We start from the raw sequence: 17721 nt of genomic DNA, 5'->3' as shown, positions 1-17721 counted from the left end.
AGACAATTGCTCTGGCCTGTTGCGGCAAATGCCAAACTGTGGTTTGAAGCGCTGAAGATGGCAAGGATTCTGCGTTCGATTTTGCAGGTCAAGCGCTCGAGGGAGATAATAAGGTGATGAAGAAGGCTTATGCAGCTCTGACCGCGCTGGTCTGTCTGCTTTTTGCTTCCGGCACATATGCCGACCAGCCGATGCCGTGGCAGGCGACGTTGCAGCCGGCGGCGACGCCGATCATGCGGGAAATTCATTGGTTCGAACAATATACTCTTTGGTTTATCGTTCCGATTACGCTCTTCGTTCTGATCCTGCTTGTTGTCGTCTGCGTCAAGTTCCGCGCCAGCGCGAACCCGGTTCCGTCGAGGACGAGCCACAACACGCTGATCGAGGTCTTCTGGACCGTGGGGCCGGTCTTGGTGCTTCTTCTTCTCGCAATTCCCTCGTTTAATCTTCTGACGGCGCAGTTGACGCTGCCCGAAAACCCCGATGTGACGATCAAGGCGACCGCCACCCAGTGGCAGTGGAACTATGAATACGAGGGTTCGGGCGATAGCCCGCTCGCTTTCGATTCCTACCTCCTGAAGGACCAGGACCGCGCCGCCGCCGGCAAGGAAGACAAGTCGATCTACCCGCGTCTTCTCGCCGTCGACAACGAACTGGTCCTGCCGGTCAACAAGACTGTGCGCGTTCTCGTCACGTCAGCACCGACCGACGTCATCCATGCCTTCGCCATGCCGTCCTTCGGCGTCAAGATCGATGCCGTGCCGGGCCGCTTGAACGAAACCTGGTTCCGGGCCGAGCGCGAGGGCCTGTTCTACGGCCAGTGTTCCGAGCTCTGCGGCAAGGACCATGCGTTCATGCCGATCGCCATCCGCGTCGTCTCCGAGGACAAGTACAAGCAGTGGCTGACCACGGCCGCCAGCGACCTGCCCGGCGCCTACAAGACACTCATGGCCGCAACCGATGGTCCCGCAAAGACCGTCGACGTTGCCGAAGCACAGTAATTAAAGGGGACCGGGACAATGGCTGGACCTTCCGCTCACGACGATCATTCTCATGATCACGCCCACCACGATCACGCGCATGATGATCACCATGATCACTCGCACAAGCCGAGCTTCGCCAATCGCTGGCTGTTCTCGACGAACCACAAGGACATCGGCACGCTCTATCTGATATTCGCGATCATTGCCGGCATCATCGGCGGCGCGCTTTCCGTCGCCATGCGCATGGAGTTGCAGGAGCCGGGCATCCAGATCTTCCACGGCCTCGCCTCGATGGTTTATGGCTATGAGGGCGATGCCGCGATCGACGGCGCCAAGCAGATGTTCAACATGTTCACGACAGCGCATGCGCTGATCATGATCTTCTTCATGGTCATGCCGGCGATGATCGGTGGCTTCGCCAACTGGATGGTGCCGATCATGATCGGCGCGCCCGACATGGCCTTCCCGCGCCTGAACAACATCTCCTTCTGGCTGATCGTGCCTGCCTTTGCTCTCCTGCTGCTGTCGATGTTCGTCGAAGGTCCGGCAGGCGCCTATGGTGCAGGCGGCGGCTGGACGATGTATCCGCCGCTCGCCACCAGCGGCACGCCCGGCCCGGCAGTCGACCTTGCGATCTTCGCGCTCCACATTGCCGGTGCGTCGTCGATCCTCGGTGCGATCAACTTCATTACGACAATCCTCAACATGCGCGCCCCGGGCATGACGCTGCACAAGATGCCGCTGTTTGCCTGGTCCGTGCTGATCACCGCCTTCCTGCTGCTGCTGTCGCTGCCGGTTCTGGCAGGCGGCATCACCATGTTGCTCACCGACCGTAACTTCGGTACGTCCTTCTTCTCGCCGGAAGGCGGCGGCGATCCGATCCTGTACCAGCACCTGTTCTGGTTCTTCGGTCACCCCGAGGTCTACATCCTCATCCTGCCGGGCTTCGGCATGATCAGCCACATCATCTCGACCTTCTCGAAGAAGCCGATCTTTGGCTATCTCGGCATGGCCTATGCCATGGTCGCGATCGGTGCTGTCGGCTTCGTCGTCTGGGCGCACCATATGTACACGGTCGGCCTGTCGCTCGACGCGCAGCGCTACTTCGTCTTCGCGACGATGGTCATCGCTGTTCCGACAGGCGTGAAGATCTTCTCCTGGATCGCGACGATGTGGGGCGGGTCGATCTCGTTCCGCACGCCGATGCTCTGGGCGATCGGCTTCATCTTCCTGTTCACGGTCGGCGGCGTCACCGGCGTCCAGCTCGCCAATGCCGGTCTCGACCGCTCGCTGCATGACACCTATTACGTCGTGGCTCACTTCCACTACGTTCTGTCGCTCGGCGCCGTCTTCGCGATCTTCGCCGGCTGGTACTACTGGTTCCCGAAGATGACCGGCTACATGTACAACGAGTTCGTCGGCAAGCTGCATTTCTGGATCATGTTCATCGGCGTCAACCTGGTGTTCTTCCCGCAGCACTTCCTTGGCCTCGCCGGCATGCCGCGCCGCTACATCGACTATCCGGATGCCTTTGCCGGCTGGAACTATGTTTCCTCCGTCGGTTCCTACATCTCGGCCTTCGGTGTGCTGATCTTCCTCTACGGCGTCTTCGAAGCCTTCGCCAGGAAGCGCGTCGCCGGCGACAATCCGTGGGGTGAGGGGGCAACGACGCTCGAATGGCAGCTGCCTTCGCCGCCGCCCTACCACCAGTGGGAACAGCTTCCGCGCATCAAGTAATACGCGCAAGCATCAGGACGCCGCATTCAATACGGCGTCCTGACATTGAGACATTCAGGACGGAATGATGACGGTTATCGACAATCACGAGGCGCTTGCGGAGGACGGCGAAATGTCGGAAGCAAGTGCGCGCGATTATTTCGAGCTTTTGAAGCCGCGGGTCATGTCGCTCGTGGTCTTCACCGCTTTTGCCGGCCTCGTGCTGGCGCCGGGTCACATCAATCCCGTCCTCGGCCTGATCGCCATCCTTTGCATCGCCGTCGGCGCGGGTGCCTCCGGCGCGCTTAACATGTGGTACGATGCCGATATCGACGCCGTCATGAGCCGCACGGCCAAGCGCCCGATCCCGGCCGGCCGCATCGCGCCGTCCGAAGCGCTGGCTTTCGGCCTCGTGCTTTCAGGCTTTTCTGTCGTCATTCTCGGCCTTGCCGTCAATTGGCTCTCGGCGGCCATTCTCGCCTTCACCATCTTCTTCTATGCCGTCGTCTACACCATGTGGCTGAAGCGCTCGACGCCGCAGAATATCGTCATCGGTGGTGCCGCCGGCGCCTTTCCGCCGATGATCGGCTGGGCCTGCGTCACGAATTCGGTGACGATTGAGAGCACCGTTCTCTTCTTCATCATCTTCCTGTGGACCCCGGCGCATTTCTGGGCGCTCGCGCTCTTCAAGATGCGCGATTACGAGGCTGTCGGCGTGCCGATGCTGCCGAACGTCGCCGGCGAGCGCGTGACAAAGCATCAGATCGTTGCCTATGCGGTGCTGACCGCCATCTGCGCAGTGTTGCCGTTCTTCCTCGGTTTTGCGAGCTTCGGCTATGGCCTTGTCGCCGCCGTCCTCGGCGCGGTCTTCATTTACTGTTCCATCGCCGTCTGGCGCATGCCCGACGGCGATCTGAAGATGATCCCGGCGAAGAAGCTCTTCGGCTTCTCGATCTTCTATCTCTTCGCCGTGTTCTCCGCCTTGATGTTCGACCGGCTGGCCTCGATGCTCGCCTCACACGCTGGAGGTTGGCTCTGATGGAATTGGTCAAGCTCACGGAATCGCAGCGCAAATCGCGCCGCAACCGGAACGTCGCCCTCGGACTGGTGCTTGCCGGCCTCGTCATCCTCTTCTACGCGATCACCATCGTGAAGTTCAGTGGGGGAATGGCTGGATGAGCGAAAACGCCGGCGCGCCGAAGAAGCAGGGCCGCAACAACGGCGCTGTCGTTATGATGTGCCTGAGTTTCGTCTTCGGCATGGGGGCGATGAGCTATGCCGCCGTGCCGCTCTACCGAATCTTCTGTCAGGTGACGGGCTATAACGGTACGACGCAGCGCGTCGATCAGGTATCGAGCGTCGTGCTCGACCGCACGATGCGCGTCACCTTCGATGCCAATGTCGCTCCCGGCCTGCAATGGGAATTCAAGCCGGTCGAGCGCGAAGTCAATCCGAAGATCGGCGAGACCATAAAGGTCAATTTCATCGCCGAGAACCGTTCGAACGAAACCCAGCGCGGCCAGGCGGTTTTCAACGTCACCCCGGGCGAAGCGGGCGTTTATTTCAACAAGGTGCAATGTTTCTGCTTTACGGAAACGGACCTGAAGCCGGGCGAAAAGCTCGAAATGCCGGTGGTGTTCTACATCGATCCGGAGATCGTCAAGGCCGTGGAATCGAAGGATATCCACACGGTCACGCTGTCATATACGTTCTACCCGAAAGAGGGACCGAAGCCGGTGGCTTCGAATGAGGGTGGTGCGGTGAAGATTGAAAAGAAACTTTGATCAAGGCTCGTTTCCGGTTATGCCGGGAACGGAGTGAAGGAAGACATCCGGGGATAGCTACATGGCCGATGCTCATCAGAAGAACCACGACTACCACATCATAGATCCGAGCCCGTGGCCGATTCTCGCCTCGCTTGGCGCCTTCATCATGGCGATCGGCGGCGTCTGCTACATGCGCTATCTCAGCGCCGGCTCGTTCAAGCTCGCGGGAATGGAACTCGCCAATCCCTGGCTCTTCTACATCGGCCTGGTGCTGGTTCTCTACGTCATGTACGGCTGGTGGGCCGATACGGTGAAGGAAGCCCATGAGGGCGCCCATACCCGCGTCGTGTCGCTTCACCTGCGCTACGGCATGATCATGTTCATCGCTTCGGAAGTGATGTTCTTCGTCGCCTGGTTCTGGGCCTATTTCGACGCCAGCCTCTATCCGAACGAAGCGATTCAGGCTGCCCGCATGCTCTATACCGGCGGCACCTGGCCGCCGAAGGGCATCGAAGTTCTCGATCCCTGGCATCTGCCGATCTACAACACCGTCATCCTGCTGCTCTCCGGCACGACGGTCACCTGGGCGCACCATGCGCTGCTGCACAACGACCGCAAGGGCCTGATCCAGGGCCTGACGCTGACGGTGCTGCTGGGCATCTTGTTCTCCTCCGTGCAGGCTTACGAATATGCCCACGCGCCCTTCGCCTTCAAGAATTCGATCTATGGCGCGACCTTCTTCATGGCGACCGGTTTCCACGGTTTCCACGTTCTCGTCGGCACGATTTTCTTGGCTGTTTGCCTGATCCGCGCTCTGCGTGGTGATTTCACCCCGAAGCAGCATTTCGGCTTCGAAGCAGCTGCCTGGTACTGGCACTTCGTCGACGTCGTCTGGCTGTTCCTGTTCTTCTGCATCTACGTCTGGGGCGGTTGGGGCGCTCCGCTAGCCGCAGGCTGATCGGAACGAAATTTGAGAAAAGGCGGGAATGGTGCCCGCCTTTTTGTTGCCGAGTGTCGTTTACTTGGCCTGGTGCTACGGCTGTCAGGTTATCGGCTCAGCGCATACCTGCGATCCGTTCGAAGGCCGAAGGCTCGGGAATACCGAGATCCAACTGATGGCGGATCGCCTCGGCGCATTCGAGCGGTGTCAGCACCGAGGTATCGACCTCCATATCGTAGATGCCAGGCCGATGCACTTCGTCCTGCCAGCGTTGTACCGGTTCTGGAACGGGCACTTCCTCCGTGGCGTTGAGATAAAGCGTCTCGCGCCCTTCTTGGGCAATTTCGCGCCGCCGCATGATCGTCTCGATCGGACAGCGCACGCCGACGAACAGCACCGGAAAATCTTCCAGTCGCCGGGCGCAATCGGCAAGAATGCCGAGCGGCCTGGAATAGCTGTCGTGATGGCCGAGATCGGCGACGACGTTGAGGCCGAACCCGGCATGGATGGCGATCGATTCGTAAAGGGCGGCATAGAGGAACGGCACCAGTTCCTCGAGTTCCGGCCGCTCGCCGCCTGGGCGAAGGCCGATGCCGGGCAGGTAGCGCTTCGGTGTCATGGCATTGTAGCCGTCGACGCCGAGGTTGATCCACGGCCCTTCGAAGTGTTCCTGTACTGCACGCACGATGCTTGATTTACCGCTCCGCGGCGCGCCGTTCAGGATAATGATCTGTGCGGAATGGCTATCTCTCGTCATCAGTCTTCTTCTTCTGTTTGGCGCGAATCACTACAGCGCCGTGCGTCTTTCAGACGCACAAAGGACGCTGTAACACCTTGAATTGCTGCATAATTCCCTAAATCGTTTCTGATTTAGGGAATTATGCAGCGGCGAAATCGCGCAGGCATTTCCCTTCGTCCTGCGAATAATTTATGGGAGAGTTAAGGCAGCATCGAAAAAGCTGTGGCCGCCAAGCTGCCGGAAAGAATGGCCAGAAGGAATGCTATGAACGAGGACAGCGCCCATTTCCCGCCTGTGGATCCGGTAAAGACCGGCATCAAGGGCTGCTGCCCGCGCTGCGGCCAGGGCAAGCTTTTCGACGGCCTGCTAGGGCTGAAGCCGCGCTGCGCCTCGTGCGGTCTGGATTATGCCTTCGCCGATTCCGGTGACGGCCCCGCCGTTTTCGTCATTCTCATCGTCGGCTTCATCATTATCGGCATGGTGCTGTGGCTACAGGTGAATTACGGGCCGCCGATCTGGGTGCATATTCTGCTCTTCGGTCCTTTGACGATCATCCTGTCGCTGCTGACGCTACGCTGGTTCAAGGGCATCCTGATCGCCATGCAATACCGTCATAGTGCCCGCGAAGGACGTCTGAGTGACTGATATCGAACATGCCGCGCCGCGCCGCCGGCTGCCTGTCTTCACCGGCATCCTCGTGCTGATCGCACTGGCGATCCTGATCTCGCTCGGCACTTGGCAGGTGCAGCGCCTCTACTGGAAGGAAGGCCTGCTCGCCGATATCGCCGCGCGGCAGGCAGCAAGCCCCGTGCCACTGGCGGATATCGAGGCGATGGCAGCGACAGGTGGCGACATCGAATATCGCAAGGTCACCGCGACCGGCCGCTACATCAACAATGAGGAGCGGCACTTCTTCGCCACCTGGCGCGGCCAGACGGGTTTTTACGTGTACACCCCGCTGGAGCTTGCCGACGGGCGCACGCTCTTCGTCAATCGCGGCTTTGTTCCCTATGAGAACAAAGAGCCCGAAATGCGCATGCAGGGCCAGTTGACGGATCAGCAGACCGTCACCGGCCTGGCGCGCAGCAAGCTTCCCGGCAAACCTTCCTGGGTGGTGCCCGACAACGATGTTGTCAAAAACATCTTCTACTGGAAGGATCTCGACGTCATGGCGGAGAGCGTCGGGCTGGACAAGGCCCGCGTCATTCCCTTTTTCGTCGACGCCGATTCCACCCCCAATCCGGCCGGCTTGCCGATCGGCGGCGTCACCCAGGTGGATCTGCCGAACGACCATCTGCAATACGCTTTCACCTGGTACGGACTTGCCGCCGTGCTCATCGTCGTGGTGGCGCTCTCCTGGTTCCGCAAGGGAGCCAAGGCGGCTGCGCAATAGTATTGCTTCAATTCTCACTTATATTGGGCTAGAGGTCCATAAATCTCTCAACCCGGACCAGACATGAATATTGCGGCGAAACCTCCTTTGACGATCAGGCTCTGCGGCCCGCGCGGCTTTTGCGCCGGCGTCGACCGTGCCATCCAGATCGTCGTGCTGGCGCTGAAATCCTATGGCGCGCCGGTCTATGTGCGCCACGAGATCGTCCACAATCGTTATGTCGTCGAGGGGCTGGAGGCCAAGGGCGCCGTCTTCGTCGAGGAGCTGGACGAGATCCCGGCCGAGCATCGCGCCCAGCCGGTGGTCTTCTCCGCCCATGGCGTGCCGAAATCCGTGCCGGAGGATGCGGCGAGCCGCAATCTCTTCTATCTCGACGCCACCTGCCCGCTGGTCTCCAAGGTCCACAAGCAGGCGATGCGTCACAACCGCCTCGGCCGCCACGTCATCCTCATCGGCCATGCCGGCCATCCCGAGGTGATCGGCACGATGGGGCAGCTGCCTGAGGGTTCCGTTTCGCTGATCGAGACCATCGAGGATGCAGATGCCTATGCGCCTGCTGATCCCGACAATCTCGGCTACGTCACCCAGACGACGCTTTCGGTCGACGATACGGCCGGCGTCATCACCCGCCTGCACGAACGCTTCCCGAACCTGACGGCGCCGGCGGCGGATTCGATCTGCTATGCGACGACCAACCGCCAGGAAGTAGTGAAGCAGGCGGCCCCCGGCTGCGATCTTTTCATCATCGTCGGCGCGCCGAATTCCTCCAATTCCAAACGCCTGGTCGAAGTGGCTCTCAGGGCAGGGGCGAAGAAATCGATCCTCGTGCAGCGCGCCGCCGAGCTCGACTGGGACGAGATCGGCGCAATTTCGACGCTCGGCCTTTCTGCCGGCGCCTCCGCGCCTGAGGTCATCGTCAACGAAATCATCGAGGCTTTCCGCGCCCGCTTCGACGCCCGCGTCGAACTTGCCGAAACGGTCCAGGAAAACGAGCATTTCCTCGTCAACCGCGAGCTGCGCAGTATCGAACTGACGACGGCCGACATGGCCTTCGTCAATGGGTAAGCCGGACCTTATCCCAGCCCGGACGTCCGGTCCGGCACATCCAGTATCAACAATGCACGAAGGCGAGACCCCCACGTGGCAGTCTATACCGATATCGCGGAAGACGATCTGAAATGGTTTTTGACGGAATATGATGCGGGCACACTGCTGTCCTACAAGGGTATCGCCGAAGGCGTCGAAAACTCCAACTTCCTGCTCCACACTTCGAAAGACCCGCTGATCCTGACGCTCTATGAAAAGCGCGTGGAAAAGAGCGATCTGCCCTTCTTCCTCGGCCTGATGCAGCATCTTTCCGCCCGCGGTCTTTCCTGCCCGCTGCCGCTACCGCGCAGGGACGGCGCGCTGCTCGGCTCGCTCTCCGGCCGCCCGGCCGCGCTGATCTCCTTCCTCGAAGGCATGTGGTTGAGAAAGCCGGAGGCGAAGCATTGCCGCGAGGTCGGCCGGGCGCTTGCCGCGATGCATGTGGCAGGCGAGGGCTTCGAACTGAAGCGGCCGAATGCGCTCTCGATCGACGGCTGGCGGGCGCTCTGGGAAAAATCCGAGGATCGCGCCGACGAGGTCGAGCGCGGCCTGCAGAACGAGGTCCGCAGCGACCTGAATTTCCTCGCGGCTTACTGGCCGAAAAGCCTGCCCGCCGGCGTCATCCATGCCGATCTTTTCCCCGACAACGTCTTCTTCCTCGGCGACGAACTCTCGGGCCTGATCGACTTCTATTTCGCCTGCAACGACCTGCTCGCCTATGACGTCTCGATCTGCCTGAACGCCTGGTGCTTCGAGAAGGACGGCGCCTACAACATCACCAAGGGCACGGCGATGCTCGAGGGTTACCAGAGCGTCAGGCCGTTGAGCGATCCCGAGATCGCTGCCTTGCCGGTGCTGTCGCGTGGGTCCGCGCTGCGTTTCTTCCTGACCCGGCTCTATGACTGGTTGACCACGCCTGAGGGCGCCATGGTCACCAAGAAGGACCCGCTCGAATATCTCCGCAAGCTGCGGTTCCACCGCCAGATCAGCTCGCCGGCCGAATATGGATTAAGCCTATGAAACACGTCGATATCTTCACCGACGGCGCATGCTCCGGCAACCCCGGCCCCGGCGGCTGGGGCGCGGTGCTGCGTTACGGCGACGTCGAGAAGGAGCTTTGCGGCGGCGAGGCGGATACGACCAACAATCGCATGGAGCTGCTGGCGGCGATCTCAGCCTTGTCGGCGCTGAAGACACCCTGCGAGGTCGATCTCTATACCGACAGCGCCTACGTCAAGGACGGTATATCCAAGTGGATTTTCGGCTGGAAAAAAAACGGCTGGAAGACCGCTGACAAGAAGCCGGTGAAGAATGCCGAGCTCTGGCAGGCGCTGGAGGCGGCCCGTGACCGCCACAAGGTGACGCTGCACTGGGTCAAGGGTCACGCCGGCCACCCGGAAAACGAACGCGCCGACGAACTCGCCCGCCGGGGCATGGAGCCCTTCAAGAAGGGCAAGGCGGTTTCGTTTTAAGTCAGCACCGTTGAATGTGGACAATGTTTCCATGCAGATTTTTGACTTATCGGACGTTCCGCCTGGCTATGCGTGGAGCGACCCGACCCTTGTTACGTCTAAACTGCGCGCATATTTTTTCTCAGGCTTGGGATCATTTTGTTCAGGAGGTCAGTGTGGCGTCTATCCCGACCATAGCCGAGTTGAGGTCAACGATCGTTCGCATGGAGGGCAGATATCGTCGGCACGATGAGGCTGAGCTTCTTTTCGATGTCTATGAAAAGCTCGGCGAGCGCTTCGAACAAGATTTGGCCGACGAGCGCGATCTGTTACTCAGCAAGGCAGCAGCGATGATGATGATAAAATACTGGGTTGAACAGAGCGGATCACACCCTTAGTGCGCTTGAAGGAGCGCGGCGCACCAGATGTTGGACGCCGTCGGGCATCCTCTCGATGAGGTCACGCAGCGGCATCGGCTGCAGATCGAACCGATCGAGGACAGACCGGCTTGGGAAAGCCCAGCGAAATTCCAGATCGGCGGTACCGTCGCGGACACGGTGGATAATATCGGTCTCATGGAAGGGCAGGGCGACTGAAAGCTCCGCCTCATAGTAGAAGCCGACTTCATGCACCCTTCGATCCGCCAATGCGAAAAAATTCTCGATGATGAAGCGCAGCGGCCCGATTGTAGCCTGACAGCCGATCTCCTCTTCTATCTCGCGTGCAAGCGTTTCGGCACTCGCTTCGTGAAATTCCACCCTTCCGCCGGGCAAGACCCAGAACGTATCGCCAAGGGCGCGGTGAATGAGGATGTGGCCATTCGAGCGGATCAAGGCGCCGGCACGCAATTGAAAGCGGGAATCGCTGGCATCGAGCACGATCATAGTTCGCCCGGCATCGTCCATATCTCTGCATCCTCCATAACTCTCGCAAACCTACGGAGTCGACTGCCGGATTGTCGAGTACTTCCCGTCGCATTCCTATGTCGGTCACGGGAAGGGATATGGCTCGCTTCAGCGTAGTGAGGCCAAGCCGCCGGCTCTGGCGTCGCCGCGCCGCATCCACGCTTCCAGCAACTCAGCCTACCTGTTGCCGCGCCGCAGCGCCTTGGATCAGCCGGTGCAGATATTCAAGCTTTGCCACGACGGGCGAGGACAGCACGAAGGGGTAGGAGTCCGGCTGTCCCATGCTGCGTTGGATGGCGTTGATCGCGAGGCTGAGCGGCACCCAGGCGCTGACCAGCTGTTCGGCGCTTCTTGCCCTGTAGGGGATGAAATCCACCTCGCCTGATATTTCCTCATGGCCGCTCGGATCGATCGCTATGCCGAAGGCGCGCGCCGTCTCGAGTGTGTCGACGATATGGAGGTAATGCGCGAAACATTCCGCGAAATCCTCCCAGGGGTGCGATGCCGCATAGGCGCTGATGAAATTGTCCTGCCAGTTCTCGGGCGCCCCGCCGGCATAGTTTCTTTCCAGAGCTGCTGCATAGTCCTGCCGTTCGTCGCCGAAGATGGCGCGAAATTCCTGAAGGGCATTGCGGTCGCGCACCAGCTTGTTCCAGATGAAATGGCCGGCCTCATGCCGGAAATGGCCGAGCAGCGTGCGATAGGGCTCGTTCATTAGGGTGCGGGCCTGCTCGCGGGTCGCGTCGTCGGCCTCGGCGGCGCGGATGGTGATCAGGCCTTCCTCGTGGCCGGTCATGGCAGGAACGATATAGCCGTTGCTCTCTATCGAATCCTCGAGGAAATCGAAGACGAGGCCGCCCTGCGGGTCTTGCGCCCGATCCGGATGCGGCAGTTTCCAGCGTAGGAGGGAATAGAACAGATGCCGCTGCGCCTGGCTGATGCGCCGCCAGCGATCGATGCCGTCCTGGGTGTTGGTGTTCGGCACCAGCCGGTTATGGCGGCACGCCACGCAGAATTCGCTCTCACCGCCGCCATCCACCAGCCAGTTGCAGATGTCGAGGCCGGCATTGGCGCAGAAGCGCACTTCGCGGTCGGGATCGGAGACGAGCTGCCACATCGTCTCGTCGCGCGGCTCCAGCGCATGCATGGCGAGGTCGCCGGGCAGGAAACCGAGGCGATGGTTGCAGCGCACGCATTGACGATTGTCGAAGTGGACGACCTGATCGCAATTGTCGCAGGCGAAAAGCTTCATCGTGTCTGCCTTCTGCAAAGCATGAGGACGGCGGATTAAAAATGCCCGCCGCGCAAGGCGCGGCAGGCATAGGTCATAAAGAATGAGCTTCTTTCTCAGAGCCGGTCGATGGCGCCCTTGAGCTTGTCCTTGACCTTGCCGGCTGCGACTTGTCCCTTGCCTTTTGCTTCCTGGACGGCGCCCTTGGCCTGCAGGTCGCGATCGTTGGCCGCCTTGCCGACAGCCTGCTTGGTCTTGCCGGCGATTTCGTTCGCCTTGCCTGAAATCTTGTCGCTGGTGCTACCCATGTCTGATGTCTCCTTCGTCGGCGCGGGACCTTTGTCCCTGTTTGCCGAGAGAGAACGTCAGTCGAGACTATTCGTTCCAGCCGCCCTCAGGCGTGGCCGGCCTCTGCCGAAAGCATGGCAGCGGTCACGCCCATGCCGGCGAGCGCCCGTTCGTATTTGTCGTCGAGGCTGCGGTCGAAGATCAGTTCCTCATTGGCCGGGCAGGTGAGCCAGCCATTGTTGACGACCTCGTTTTCCAGTTGGCCTGCTGCCCAGGAGGAATAACCGAGCAGCATCGTCGCGCGCGTCGGGCCATTGCCCTTGGAGATGGCGCGCACGATGTCGAGCGTCGCCGTCAGGCAGATATCGTCGCTGACGGGGATCGAGGAGTCGCTGGCATAATCGTCTGAATGCAGCACGAAACCGCGGCCGCTTTCCACGGGGCCGCCGGTCTGGATCGGAAATTCCCGCGCGCGCTTCGGCAGCACGATGGAATCTTCCTGCTTGATCATGTCGAGATGCAGCAGCACATCGGTGAAGGTGAGGCTCTGCGGCCGGTTGATGACGAAGCCCATGGCGCCGGCATCCGAATGAGCGCAGATGTAAATCACCGTGCGTGCGAAGTTGCGATCTTCCATACCCGGCATGGCGATGAGGAACTGGCCATCGAAGAAGCCACGTTCCCGTCTGTTCTTCAGCGTCGATAAGGACATCGTTCCTCCTGCTGCCAGACCGCACCAAGGCCTCGACAAAAGAAACATGGGCCAATGTCACACATCAATCAACTGAAAATGAAGATTTAAATCGCCGTAGCTTCTGGCGGCCAAACGCCACTTTCGGTAAACCGTTGTTCCATGATGATTATTTCCGTGGCTCCGCGCCGCTTTTTAATTGCGGCCATTTCGGTGGCCGCCGTACTCGTCGCCTTTCATCGGGCTCATGCGGAAATGAGCGCCTGGGCGGAAAACGAGGGCGGCCGCATGCGCCTTGTGGCCTTGCCGGCCGACGCCGGCGGCAAAATCCGCGCCGCTCTGCAGATCGAGCCGAAACCCGGCTGGATCACCTATTGGAAAGAGCCCGGCGGCAATGGCATTCCGCCCCAGGTCACCATCGCGCCGGGCAGTGGCGTCACGCTCGATGCTATGGGTTATCCCGTCCCGAAACACTTTTTCAACGGCGCGATCGAGGATATCGCCTATGACGCGCCGGTCACGCTGCCGCTGTCGCTGAGTGCGGCAGGCAAGGCTCCGGTCGATATCGGTGCCGCCGCCTTTATCGGCATTTGCAGGGATATCTGCATTCCCTTCCAGGCGAATTTTCAGCTGAAACTCGGCCCCGCCATCCAGTCGCGTCCGCAGGAGGAGGCGATCCTTCAGACGGCCGATGCGACATTGCCGAAGCCACCATCGGCGGATTTCGCCGTCACGGACCATGCGATGTCACCCGACATGAAGGTGCTGTCGCTGACACTCGTTTTGCCGGGCGAGGCGAAGAATGTTCCCGATATCATCGTCACCGGCCCGAGCGGTTATGCCTTCACGAAGCAGATCGGCGGCAAGCGCGACGGTTTGACGTTCAAGACCGAAATGTCGATCGGCAAACTGCCTCAGAATTACGATATCCACGGCAAGCGCTGGGGCGTGCTGGTCATCGACGGCGATAAGGCGATGGAGACGACTCTTGCCTTTGAATGACCGGGTCTTATAGTCGCCTGCGATCCCGCGCGGCGCTCGCCGCCAAGCCAGACCCATGCGGTGCCGTCCGCAAGCCAAAAGCCAAGGAGAGAACCATGACCATCGCGATCGGCGACAAGCTTCCTGCCGCCACCTTCAAGGAAAAGACGGCCGACGGCCCTGTTGAAATTACCACCGATCAGCTCTTCGCCGGCAAGCGCGTCGTGCTCTTTGCCGTGCCGGGCGCCTTTACGCCCACCTGCTCGCTGAACCACTTGCCGGGTTATCTCGAAAATCGCGACACCATCCTCGGCAAGGGCGTCGACGACATTGCCGTTATCGCAGTCAACGACTGGCACGTCATGGGCGCCTGGGCGCAATCTTCCGGCGGGTTTGGCAAGATCCACTTCCTCGCCGATTGGGATGCCGGCTTCACCAAGGCCGTCGGCCTTGATGCCGACCTCTCCGCCGGCGGCCTCGGCCTCCGCTCAAAGCGCTATTCGATGCTGGTGGAAGACGGCGTCGTCAAGGCCCTCAACGTCGAGGAAAGCCCCGGCCAGGCAACGGTCTCGGGTGCTGCCGCGATGCTGGAACAGCTCTGATCTTTCGAATAACAATTGCCCTTACCTAACCCAACCGGGGTCGAGCCACTCGTCTCGACCCAGGCAGAGGTGCCGGCCAGGCGGATGGGGGGCCGCGCCAACGAGAGGTCGAGCGGTCGCAACGTCCAAAACATCACACAGACATCGCGACACATGAAGGGCGGCCGTTCGGTCGCCTTTTTCAATTGCGTGAATAGCTTCAATCCTCGCCTCAATCTCGCCGCAATTGTTATAACATGACAGTAATGTTATTACATTATAGGATGTGCCATGCCCACGAGCCCCGACCGCCCCTCCGTCAGCCTGCTGGGACAGTCGGCTTTTTCAAGGGTGATCGGCATGGCGCCGGTCCTTGCCGTCCTCTGGCTGGTGATCCATTGGGCGGTTCTGCTGCCATGACGCCGCTGATCCGTCTCGATAATCTCTCGATCGCCTATAACAGGCACCCCGCCGTCCATCATGTCTCTGGTGCCTTCGCCTCGGGTAGCCTGACGGCGATCGCCGGGCCGAACGGGGCGGGCAAATCGACGCTGCTGAAGGCGATCATAGGTGAGCTTCGTCCGGCCGAGGGCAGGGTCGAGCACCGGCTGGGGCGGGCGGAATTCGGTTACCTCCCGCAGGCGGCTGAGATCGATCGCCGCTTTCCGATCTCGGTGATCGACACCGTCATGCTCGGCGCCTGGAAGAGTGCCGGCGCCTTCGGTCGTATCGCCGCCGCCGACGTGAAAAGGGCAGGCGAGGCGCTTGCTGCCGTCGGCCTTGAAGGCTTCGGCCGGCGCCATATTGGCTCGCTCTCGGCCGGCCAGTTCCAGCGCGTGCTCTTCGCCCGGCTGCTGTTGCAGGATGCGGGCGTCATCCTGCTCGACGAGCCGTTTACGGCGATCGACGCCCGCACGACCAAGGACCTTATCGATATCGTCATCCGCTGGCACGGCGAGGGCCGCACGGTCATCTCGGTGCTGCACGATTTCGAACTCGTTCGTGCACATTTCCCGCAAACCCTGCTGCTCGCCCGCGAATTGGTTGGCTGGGGCGCGACCACTGAGGTCATGTCGTCAGCCAATCTCCTGAAGGCGCGCGCCATGGCCGAGCGGTGGGACGAGGACGCCGAGGCCTGCAAGCCTGAAGAAGCGCCGGCGGCATGACGGCTTACGATCTCTTCCTCGCGCCCTTTGCCGATTTCGGTTTCATGCGCCGCGCGCTCGTCGCCTGCCTTTGTCTCGGGCTCGGCTCCGGTCCGATTGGCGTCTTCCTGATGCTGCGGCGCATGAGCCTGATGGGCGATGCCATGAGCCATGCCGTGCTGCCGGGAGCGGCAATCGGTTACCTCATCGCCGGCTCGCTGTCGTTGACGGCGATGGGCCTCGGCGGCCTGATAGCCGGGCTATCGGTGGCGCTGCTGTCCGGCGCCGTCAGCCGAATGACCGTGCTGCAGGAGGATGCGAGCTTTGCCAGCTTCTATCTCGCTTCGCTGGCGCTCGGCGTGCTAATCGTCTCGCTGCGCGGCTCGAATATCGACCTGTTGCATGTGCTCTTCGGAACTATCCTGGCGATCGATGCGCTAGCCCTTTATCTAATCGGTGCGATCACCTCGCTGACGCTCATCGTCCTCGCTTTCATCTACCGGCCGCTGGTGGCCGAATGTTTCGACCCGGGTTTCCTGCGCGCCGTCGGCGGGCGCGGGCCGGTCTATCACGTACTCTTCCTGCTGCTCGTGGTGCTGAACCTGGTCGCCAGTTTCCAGGCGCTCGGCACGCTGATGGCGGTCGGCCTGATGATGCTGCCGGCGGCCGTCTCCCAGCTCTGGTCACGCAACCTTCCGTCCATGATCGTGATTGCGGCTGGCAGCGCCGCCGCATCTGGCTATCTCGGCCTGATCGCCTCCTACCATCTCGAACTCGCCTCCGGCCCGACGATCATCATGACGGCGGCGATCCTCTACGCCTTTTCGATCCTTTTTGCGCCCTCCGGCTTGGCCCGGCGCTTCTTTCCCCGCCCGCATTTGAAGGGCTGATCCCAAGGAGACTTCGATGAACCCGCACAGACTGCTTCTCTCCGCAACAATTCCCGCTTTGGTGGCGCTGTCGGCCATGCCCGCCTCCGCCGAAACGCTGAAGGTGGTGGCGTCCTTCACCGTACTTGCCGATGTCGTCAAACAGGTCGGCGGCGACCACGTTGATGTGAATAGCCTCGTCGGGCCGAACGGCGATCCCCATGAATTCGAGCCGTCGCCGGCCGATGCGAAGAATTTGAACGCGGCTCAAGTCACCTTCGTCAGCGGCGAGGGGCTGGAAGGCTGGATGGATCGGCTGATCACCGCCTCGGGTTATAAGGGAAAACCGGTCACCGTCTCTGAAGGCATCAACACCCGCACCATGGAGGAGGACGGCGCAGAGATTACCGATCCGCATGTCTGGAACAGCCCCGTCAACGTCAAGATCTGGGTAGCCAATATCGAGAAGGCGCTATCCTCAGCCGATCCGGCCGATGCGAGCGCTTTCAAGGCCAATGCCGAGAAATACGCCAAGACGCTGGATGAACTGAACGCCTACGCCCATGCGAAATTCGACAAGATCGCCGATGATCGCCGCAAGGTGCTGACGAGCCACGATGCCTTCGGTTATTTCGGACGCGAATATAAAGTCAGCTTCCTCGCGCCTCTTGGTTTGTCGACCGAAAGCGAAGCATCCGCAGCCGACGTCGCCAAGCTAATCGAACAGATCAAGAGCGAGCGCGTAAAGGCCTATTTCTTCGAGAATTCCAACGATCCGCGCCTGGTCAAGCAGGTCGCCAAGGCAACCGGTGCCGAGCCCGGCGGCGAGCTCTATGTCGAATCCCTGTCCGACGCCAAGGGACCGGCGCCGACCTATGAGAAGATGTTCAAATACAATGTCGACCAGCTCGCCGCCGCCATGGCGAAATCGAGCTGAGAATCTCGGGTGGCCGCAG

General features: G+C 60.8%; 23 protein-coding genes. 18 read left to right on the top strand and 5 right to left on the bottom strand.

Going from position 1 to position 17721, the window contains the following annotated elements:
- The first annotated feature begins 116 nt into the window (after positions 1–116).
- From coxB to EFB14_RS15160, 6 genes are all read left to right on the top strand, one after another.
- Entirely contained in the window at positions 117–1001 is an 885-nt protein-coding gene (gene coxB, locus EFB14_RS15180) for a cytochrome c oxidase subunit II (protein ID WP_125843981.1), read from the top strand.
- A gap of 18 nt (positions 1002–1019) precedes the next feature.
- Positions 1020–2720 carry a cytochrome c oxidase subunit I gene (gene ctaD / locus EFB14_RS15175; protein WP_125843982.1) on the top strand — a complete coding sequence of 567 codons (1701 nt, stop codon included), beginning with the start codon at positions 1020–1022 and terminating at the stop codon, positions 2718–2720.
- A gap of 67 nt (positions 2721–2787) precedes the next feature.
- The gene (locus EFB14_RS15170; protein ID WP_125843983.1) at positions 2788–3738 is read left to right on the top strand and encodes a heme o synthase; all 951 of its coding nucleotides are present in this window, start codon (positions 2788–2790) and stop codon (positions 3736–3738) included.
- Positions 3738–3878, top strand: coding sequence for a hypothetical protein (locus EFB14_RS32915; RefSeq protein WP_164737535.1), 141 nt, complete (start codon positions 3738–3740; stop codon positions 3876–3878). Before EFB14_RS15170 ends, EFB14_RS32915 begins: the two co-directional genes overlap by 1 nt.
- Positions 3875–4483, top strand: coding sequence for a cytochrome c oxidase assembly protein (locus EFB14_RS15165; protein WP_125843984.1), 609 nt, complete (start codon positions 3875–3877; stop codon positions 4481–4483). The genes EFB14_RS32915 and EFB14_RS15165 overlap by 4 nt, the downstream gene beginning before the upstream one ends.
- Positions 4484–4544: 61 nt before the next feature.
- Entirely contained in the window at positions 4545–5423 is an 879-nt protein-coding gene (locus EFB14_RS15160; RefSeq protein ID WP_125843985.1) for a cytochrome c oxidase subunit 3, read from the top strand.
- Between the two features lie 97 nt (positions 5424–5520).
- Here EFB14_RS15160 and EFB14_RS15155 read toward each other — a convergent pair whose 3' ends face one another.
- Positions 5521–6162, bottom strand: a complete 642-nt coding sequence (locus EFB14_RS15155) for a chloramphenicol phosphotransferase CPT family protein (RefSeq protein WP_126826513.1) — start codon at positions 6160–6162, stop codon at positions 5521–5523.
- A 246-nt stretch (positions 6163–6408) separates the two neighbouring features.
- Here EFB14_RS15155 and EFB14_RS15150 point away from each other — a divergent pair, with 246 nt between their 5' ends.
- The 6 genes from EFB14_RS15150 to EFB14_RS15125 all read left to right on the top strand — a co-directional run bounded on the left by EFB14_RS15150 (position 6409) and on the right by EFB14_RS15125 (position 10472).
- Positions 6409–6789, top strand: coding sequence for a DUF983 domain-containing protein (locus EFB14_RS15150; RefSeq protein WP_126826510.1), 381 nt, complete (start codon positions 6409–6411; stop codon positions 6787–6789).
- Positions 6782–7537, top strand: a complete 756-nt coding sequence (locus EFB14_RS15145; RefSeq protein WP_126826507.1) for an SURF1 family protein — start codon at positions 6782–6784, stop codon at positions 7535–7537. Before EFB14_RS15150 ends, EFB14_RS15145 begins: the two co-directional genes overlap by 8 nt.
- A 63-nt stretch (positions 7538–7600) precedes the next feature.
- Entirely contained in the window at positions 7601–8602 is a 1002-nt protein-coding gene (ispH, locus tag EFB14_RS15140) for a 4-hydroxy-3-methylbut-2-enyl diphosphate reductase (protein WP_126826504.1), read from the top strand.
- A 75-nt stretch (positions 8603–8677) separates the two neighbouring features.
- Entirely contained in the window at positions 8678–9643 is a 966-nt protein-coding gene (locus EFB14_RS15135; RefSeq protein WP_125843990.1) for a homoserine kinase, read from the top strand.
- Positions 9640–10095 (top strand): ribonuclease HI, encoded by a 456-nt coding sequence (gene rnhA, locus EFB14_RS15130; protein ID WP_017959271.1) that lies wholly within the window; start codon positions 9640–9642, stop codon positions 10093–10095. The genes EFB14_RS15135 and rnhA overlap by 4 nt, the downstream gene beginning before the upstream one ends.
- A 155-nt stretch (positions 10096–10250) precedes the next feature.
- Complete coding sequence (locus EFB14_RS15125) at positions 10251–10472, top strand: hypothetical protein (protein WP_126826501.1); 222 nt, start codon at positions 10251–10253, stop codon at positions 10470–10472.
- Here EFB14_RS15125 and EFB14_RS15120 read toward each other — a convergent pair.
- From EFB14_RS15120 to EFB14_RS15105, 4 genes are all read right to left on the bottom strand, one after another.
- Positions 10461–10979 carry an NUDIX hydrolase gene (locus EFB14_RS15120; RefSeq protein WP_126826498.1) on the bottom strand — a complete coding sequence of 173 codons (519 nt, stop codon included), beginning with the start codon at positions 10977–10979 and terminating at the stop codon, positions 10461–10463. The two genes, EFB14_RS15125 and EFB14_RS15120, sit on opposite strands and share 12 nt — an antisense overlap.
- A gap of 172 nt (positions 10980–11151) precedes the next feature.
- Positions 11152–12231 (bottom strand): zinc-binding metallopeptidase family protein, encoded by a 1080-nt coding sequence (locus EFB14_RS15115; RefSeq protein WP_125843993.1) that lies wholly within the window; start codon positions 12229–12231, stop codon positions 11152–11154.
- 95 nt (positions 12232–12326) lie between these two features.
- Positions 12327–12518, bottom strand: coding sequence for a CsbD family protein (locus EFB14_RS15110; protein ID WP_125843994.1), 192 nt, complete (start codon positions 12516–12518; stop codon positions 12327–12329).
- A gap of 86 nt (positions 12519–12604) precedes the next feature.
- The gene (locus EFB14_RS15105; protein ID WP_125843995.1) at positions 12605–13210 is read right to left on the bottom strand and encodes a YqgE/AlgH family protein; all 606 of its coding nucleotides are present in this window, start codon (positions 13208–13210) and stop codon (positions 12605–12607) included.
- A 141-nt stretch (positions 13211–13351) separates the two neighbouring features.
- On the opposite strand from EFB14_RS15105, the gene EFB14_RS15100 reads away from it, so the two are divergent.
- The 6 genes from EFB14_RS15100 (at position 13352) to EFB14_RS15080 (ending at position 17702) form a co-directional block, all read left to right on the top strand.
- Positions 13352–14191, top strand: a complete 840-nt coding sequence (locus EFB14_RS15100; protein WP_126826495.1) for a protein-disulfide reductase DsbD domain-containing protein — start codon at positions 13352–13354, stop codon at positions 14189–14191.
- Between the two features lie 95 nt (positions 14192–14286).
- On the top strand, positions 14287–14772 hold the full coding sequence (locus EFB14_RS15095; RefSeq protein WP_126826492.1) for a peroxiredoxin: 486 nt from the start codon (positions 14287–14289) through the stop codon (positions 14770–14772).
- Between the two features lie 270 nt (positions 14773–15042).
- Positions 15043–15171, top strand: coding sequence for a hypothetical protein (locus EFB14_RS33765; protein ID WP_281015409.1), 129 nt, complete (start codon positions 15043–15045; stop codon positions 15169–15171).
- On the top strand, positions 15168–15917 hold the full coding sequence (locus tag EFB14_RS15090) for a metal ABC transporter ATP-binding protein (RefSeq protein WP_126826490.1): 750 nt from the start codon (positions 15168–15170) through the stop codon (positions 15915–15917). Before EFB14_RS33765 ends, EFB14_RS15090 begins: the two co-directional genes overlap by 4 nt.
- Complete coding sequence (locus EFB14_RS15085; RefSeq protein ID WP_126826487.1) at positions 15914–16786, top strand: metal ABC transporter permease; 873 nt, start codon at positions 15914–15916, stop codon at positions 16784–16786. The genes EFB14_RS15090 and EFB14_RS15085 overlap by 4 nt, the downstream gene beginning before the upstream one ends.
- Positions 16787–16802: 16 nt before the next feature.
- Positions 16803–17702 (top strand): metal ABC transporter substrate-binding protein, encoded by a 900-nt coding sequence (locus EFB14_RS15080; RefSeq protein ID WP_126826484.1) that lies wholly within the window; start codon positions 16803–16805, stop codon positions 17700–17702.
- Positions 17703–17721 lie beyond the last annotated feature (19 nt).

This window comes from Rhizobium fabae (assembly GCF_003985135.1).
In the GTDB taxonomy this organism is placed as follows: Bacteria; Pseudomonadota; Alphaproteobacteria; order Rhizobiales; family Rhizobiaceae; genus Rhizobium; species Rhizobium pisi.
Note: the sequence above shows the minus strand (reverse complement) of the source record. Positions and strands in the feature narration are given on the sequence as shown.

What these genes read in the sequence shown, in the direction of transcription:
- coxB (WP_125843981.1), top strand. Translation starts at nt 117, where the DNA reads ATGAAGAAGGCTTATGCAGCTCTGACCGCGCTGGTCTGTCTGCTTTTT.
- ctaD (WP_125843982.1), top strand. Translation starts at nt 1,020, where the DNA reads ATGGCTGGACCTTCCGCTCACGACGATCATTCTCATGATCACGCCCAC.
- EFB14_RS15170 (WP_125843983.1), top strand. Translation starts at nt 2,788, where the DNA reads ATGACGGTTATCGACAATCACGAGGCGCTTGCGGAGGACGGCGAAATG.
- EFB14_RS32915 (WP_164737535.1), top strand. Translation starts at nt 3,738, where the DNA reads ATGGAATTGGTCAAGCTCACGGAATCGCAGCGCAAATCGCGCCGCAAC.
- EFB14_RS15165 (WP_125843984.1), top strand. Translation starts at nt 3,875, where the DNA reads ATGAGCGAAAACGCCGGCGCGCCGAAGAAGCAGGGCCGCAACAACGGC.
- EFB14_RS15160 (WP_125843985.1), top strand. Translation starts at nt 4,545, where the DNA reads ATGGCCGATGCTCATCAGAAGAACCACGACTACCACATCATAGATCCG.
- EFB14_RS15155 (WP_126826513.1), bottom strand. Translation starts at nt 6,162, where the DNA reads ATGACGAGAGATAGCCATTCCGCACAGATCATTATCCTGAACGGCGCG.
- EFB14_RS15150 (WP_126826510.1), top strand. Translation starts at nt 6,409, where the DNA reads ATGAACGAGGACAGCGCCCATTTCCCGCCTGTGGATCCGGTAAAGACC.
- ispH (WP_126826504.1), top strand. Translation starts at nt 7,601, where the DNA reads ATGAATATTGCGGCGAAACCTCCTTTGACGATCAGGCTCTGCGGCCCG.
- rnhA (WP_017959271.1), top strand. Translation starts at nt 9,640, where the DNA reads ATGAAACACGTCGATATCTTCACCGACGGCGCATGCTCCGGCAACCCC.
- EFB14_RS15120 (WP_126826498.1), bottom strand. Translation starts at nt 10,979, where the DNA reads ATGGACGATGCCGGGCGAACTATGATCGTGCTCGATGCCAGCGATTCC.
- EFB14_RS15115 (WP_125843993.1), bottom strand. Translation starts at nt 12,231, where the DNA reads ATGAAGCTTTTCGCCTGCGACAATTGCGATCAGGTCGTCCACTTCGAC.
- EFB14_RS15110 (WP_125843994.1), bottom strand. Translation starts at nt 12,518, where the DNA reads ATGGGTAGCACCAGCGACAAGATTTCAGGCAAGGCGAACGAAATCGCC.
- EFB14_RS15105 (WP_125843995.1), bottom strand. Translation starts at nt 13,210, where the DNA reads ATGTCCTTATCGACGCTGAAGAACAGACGGGAACGTGGCTTCTTCGAT.
- EFB14_RS15100 (WP_126826495.1), top strand. Translation starts at nt 13,352, where the DNA reads ATGATGATTATTTCCGTGGCTCCGCGCCGCTTTTTAATTGCGGCCATT.
- EFB14_RS15095 (WP_126826492.1), top strand. Translation starts at nt 14,287, where the DNA reads ATGACCATCGCGATCGGCGACAAGCTTCCTGCCGCCACCTTCAAGGAA.
- EFB14_RS33765 (WP_281015409.1), top strand. Translation starts at nt 15,043, where the DNA reads ATGCCCACGAGCCCCGACCGCCCCTCCGTCAGCCTGCTGGGACAGTCG.
- EFB14_RS15090 (WP_126826490.1), top strand. Translation starts at nt 15,168, where the DNA reads ATGACGCCGCTGATCCGTCTCGATAATCTCTCGATCGCCTATAACAGG.
- EFB14_RS15085 (WP_126826487.1), top strand. Translation starts at nt 15,914, where the DNA reads ATGACGGCTTACGATCTCTTCCTCGCGCCCTTTGCCGATTTCGGTTTC.
- EFB14_RS15080 (WP_126826484.1), top strand. Translation starts at nt 16,803, where the DNA reads ATGAACCCGCACAGACTGCTTCTCTCCGCAACAATTCCCGCTTTGGTG.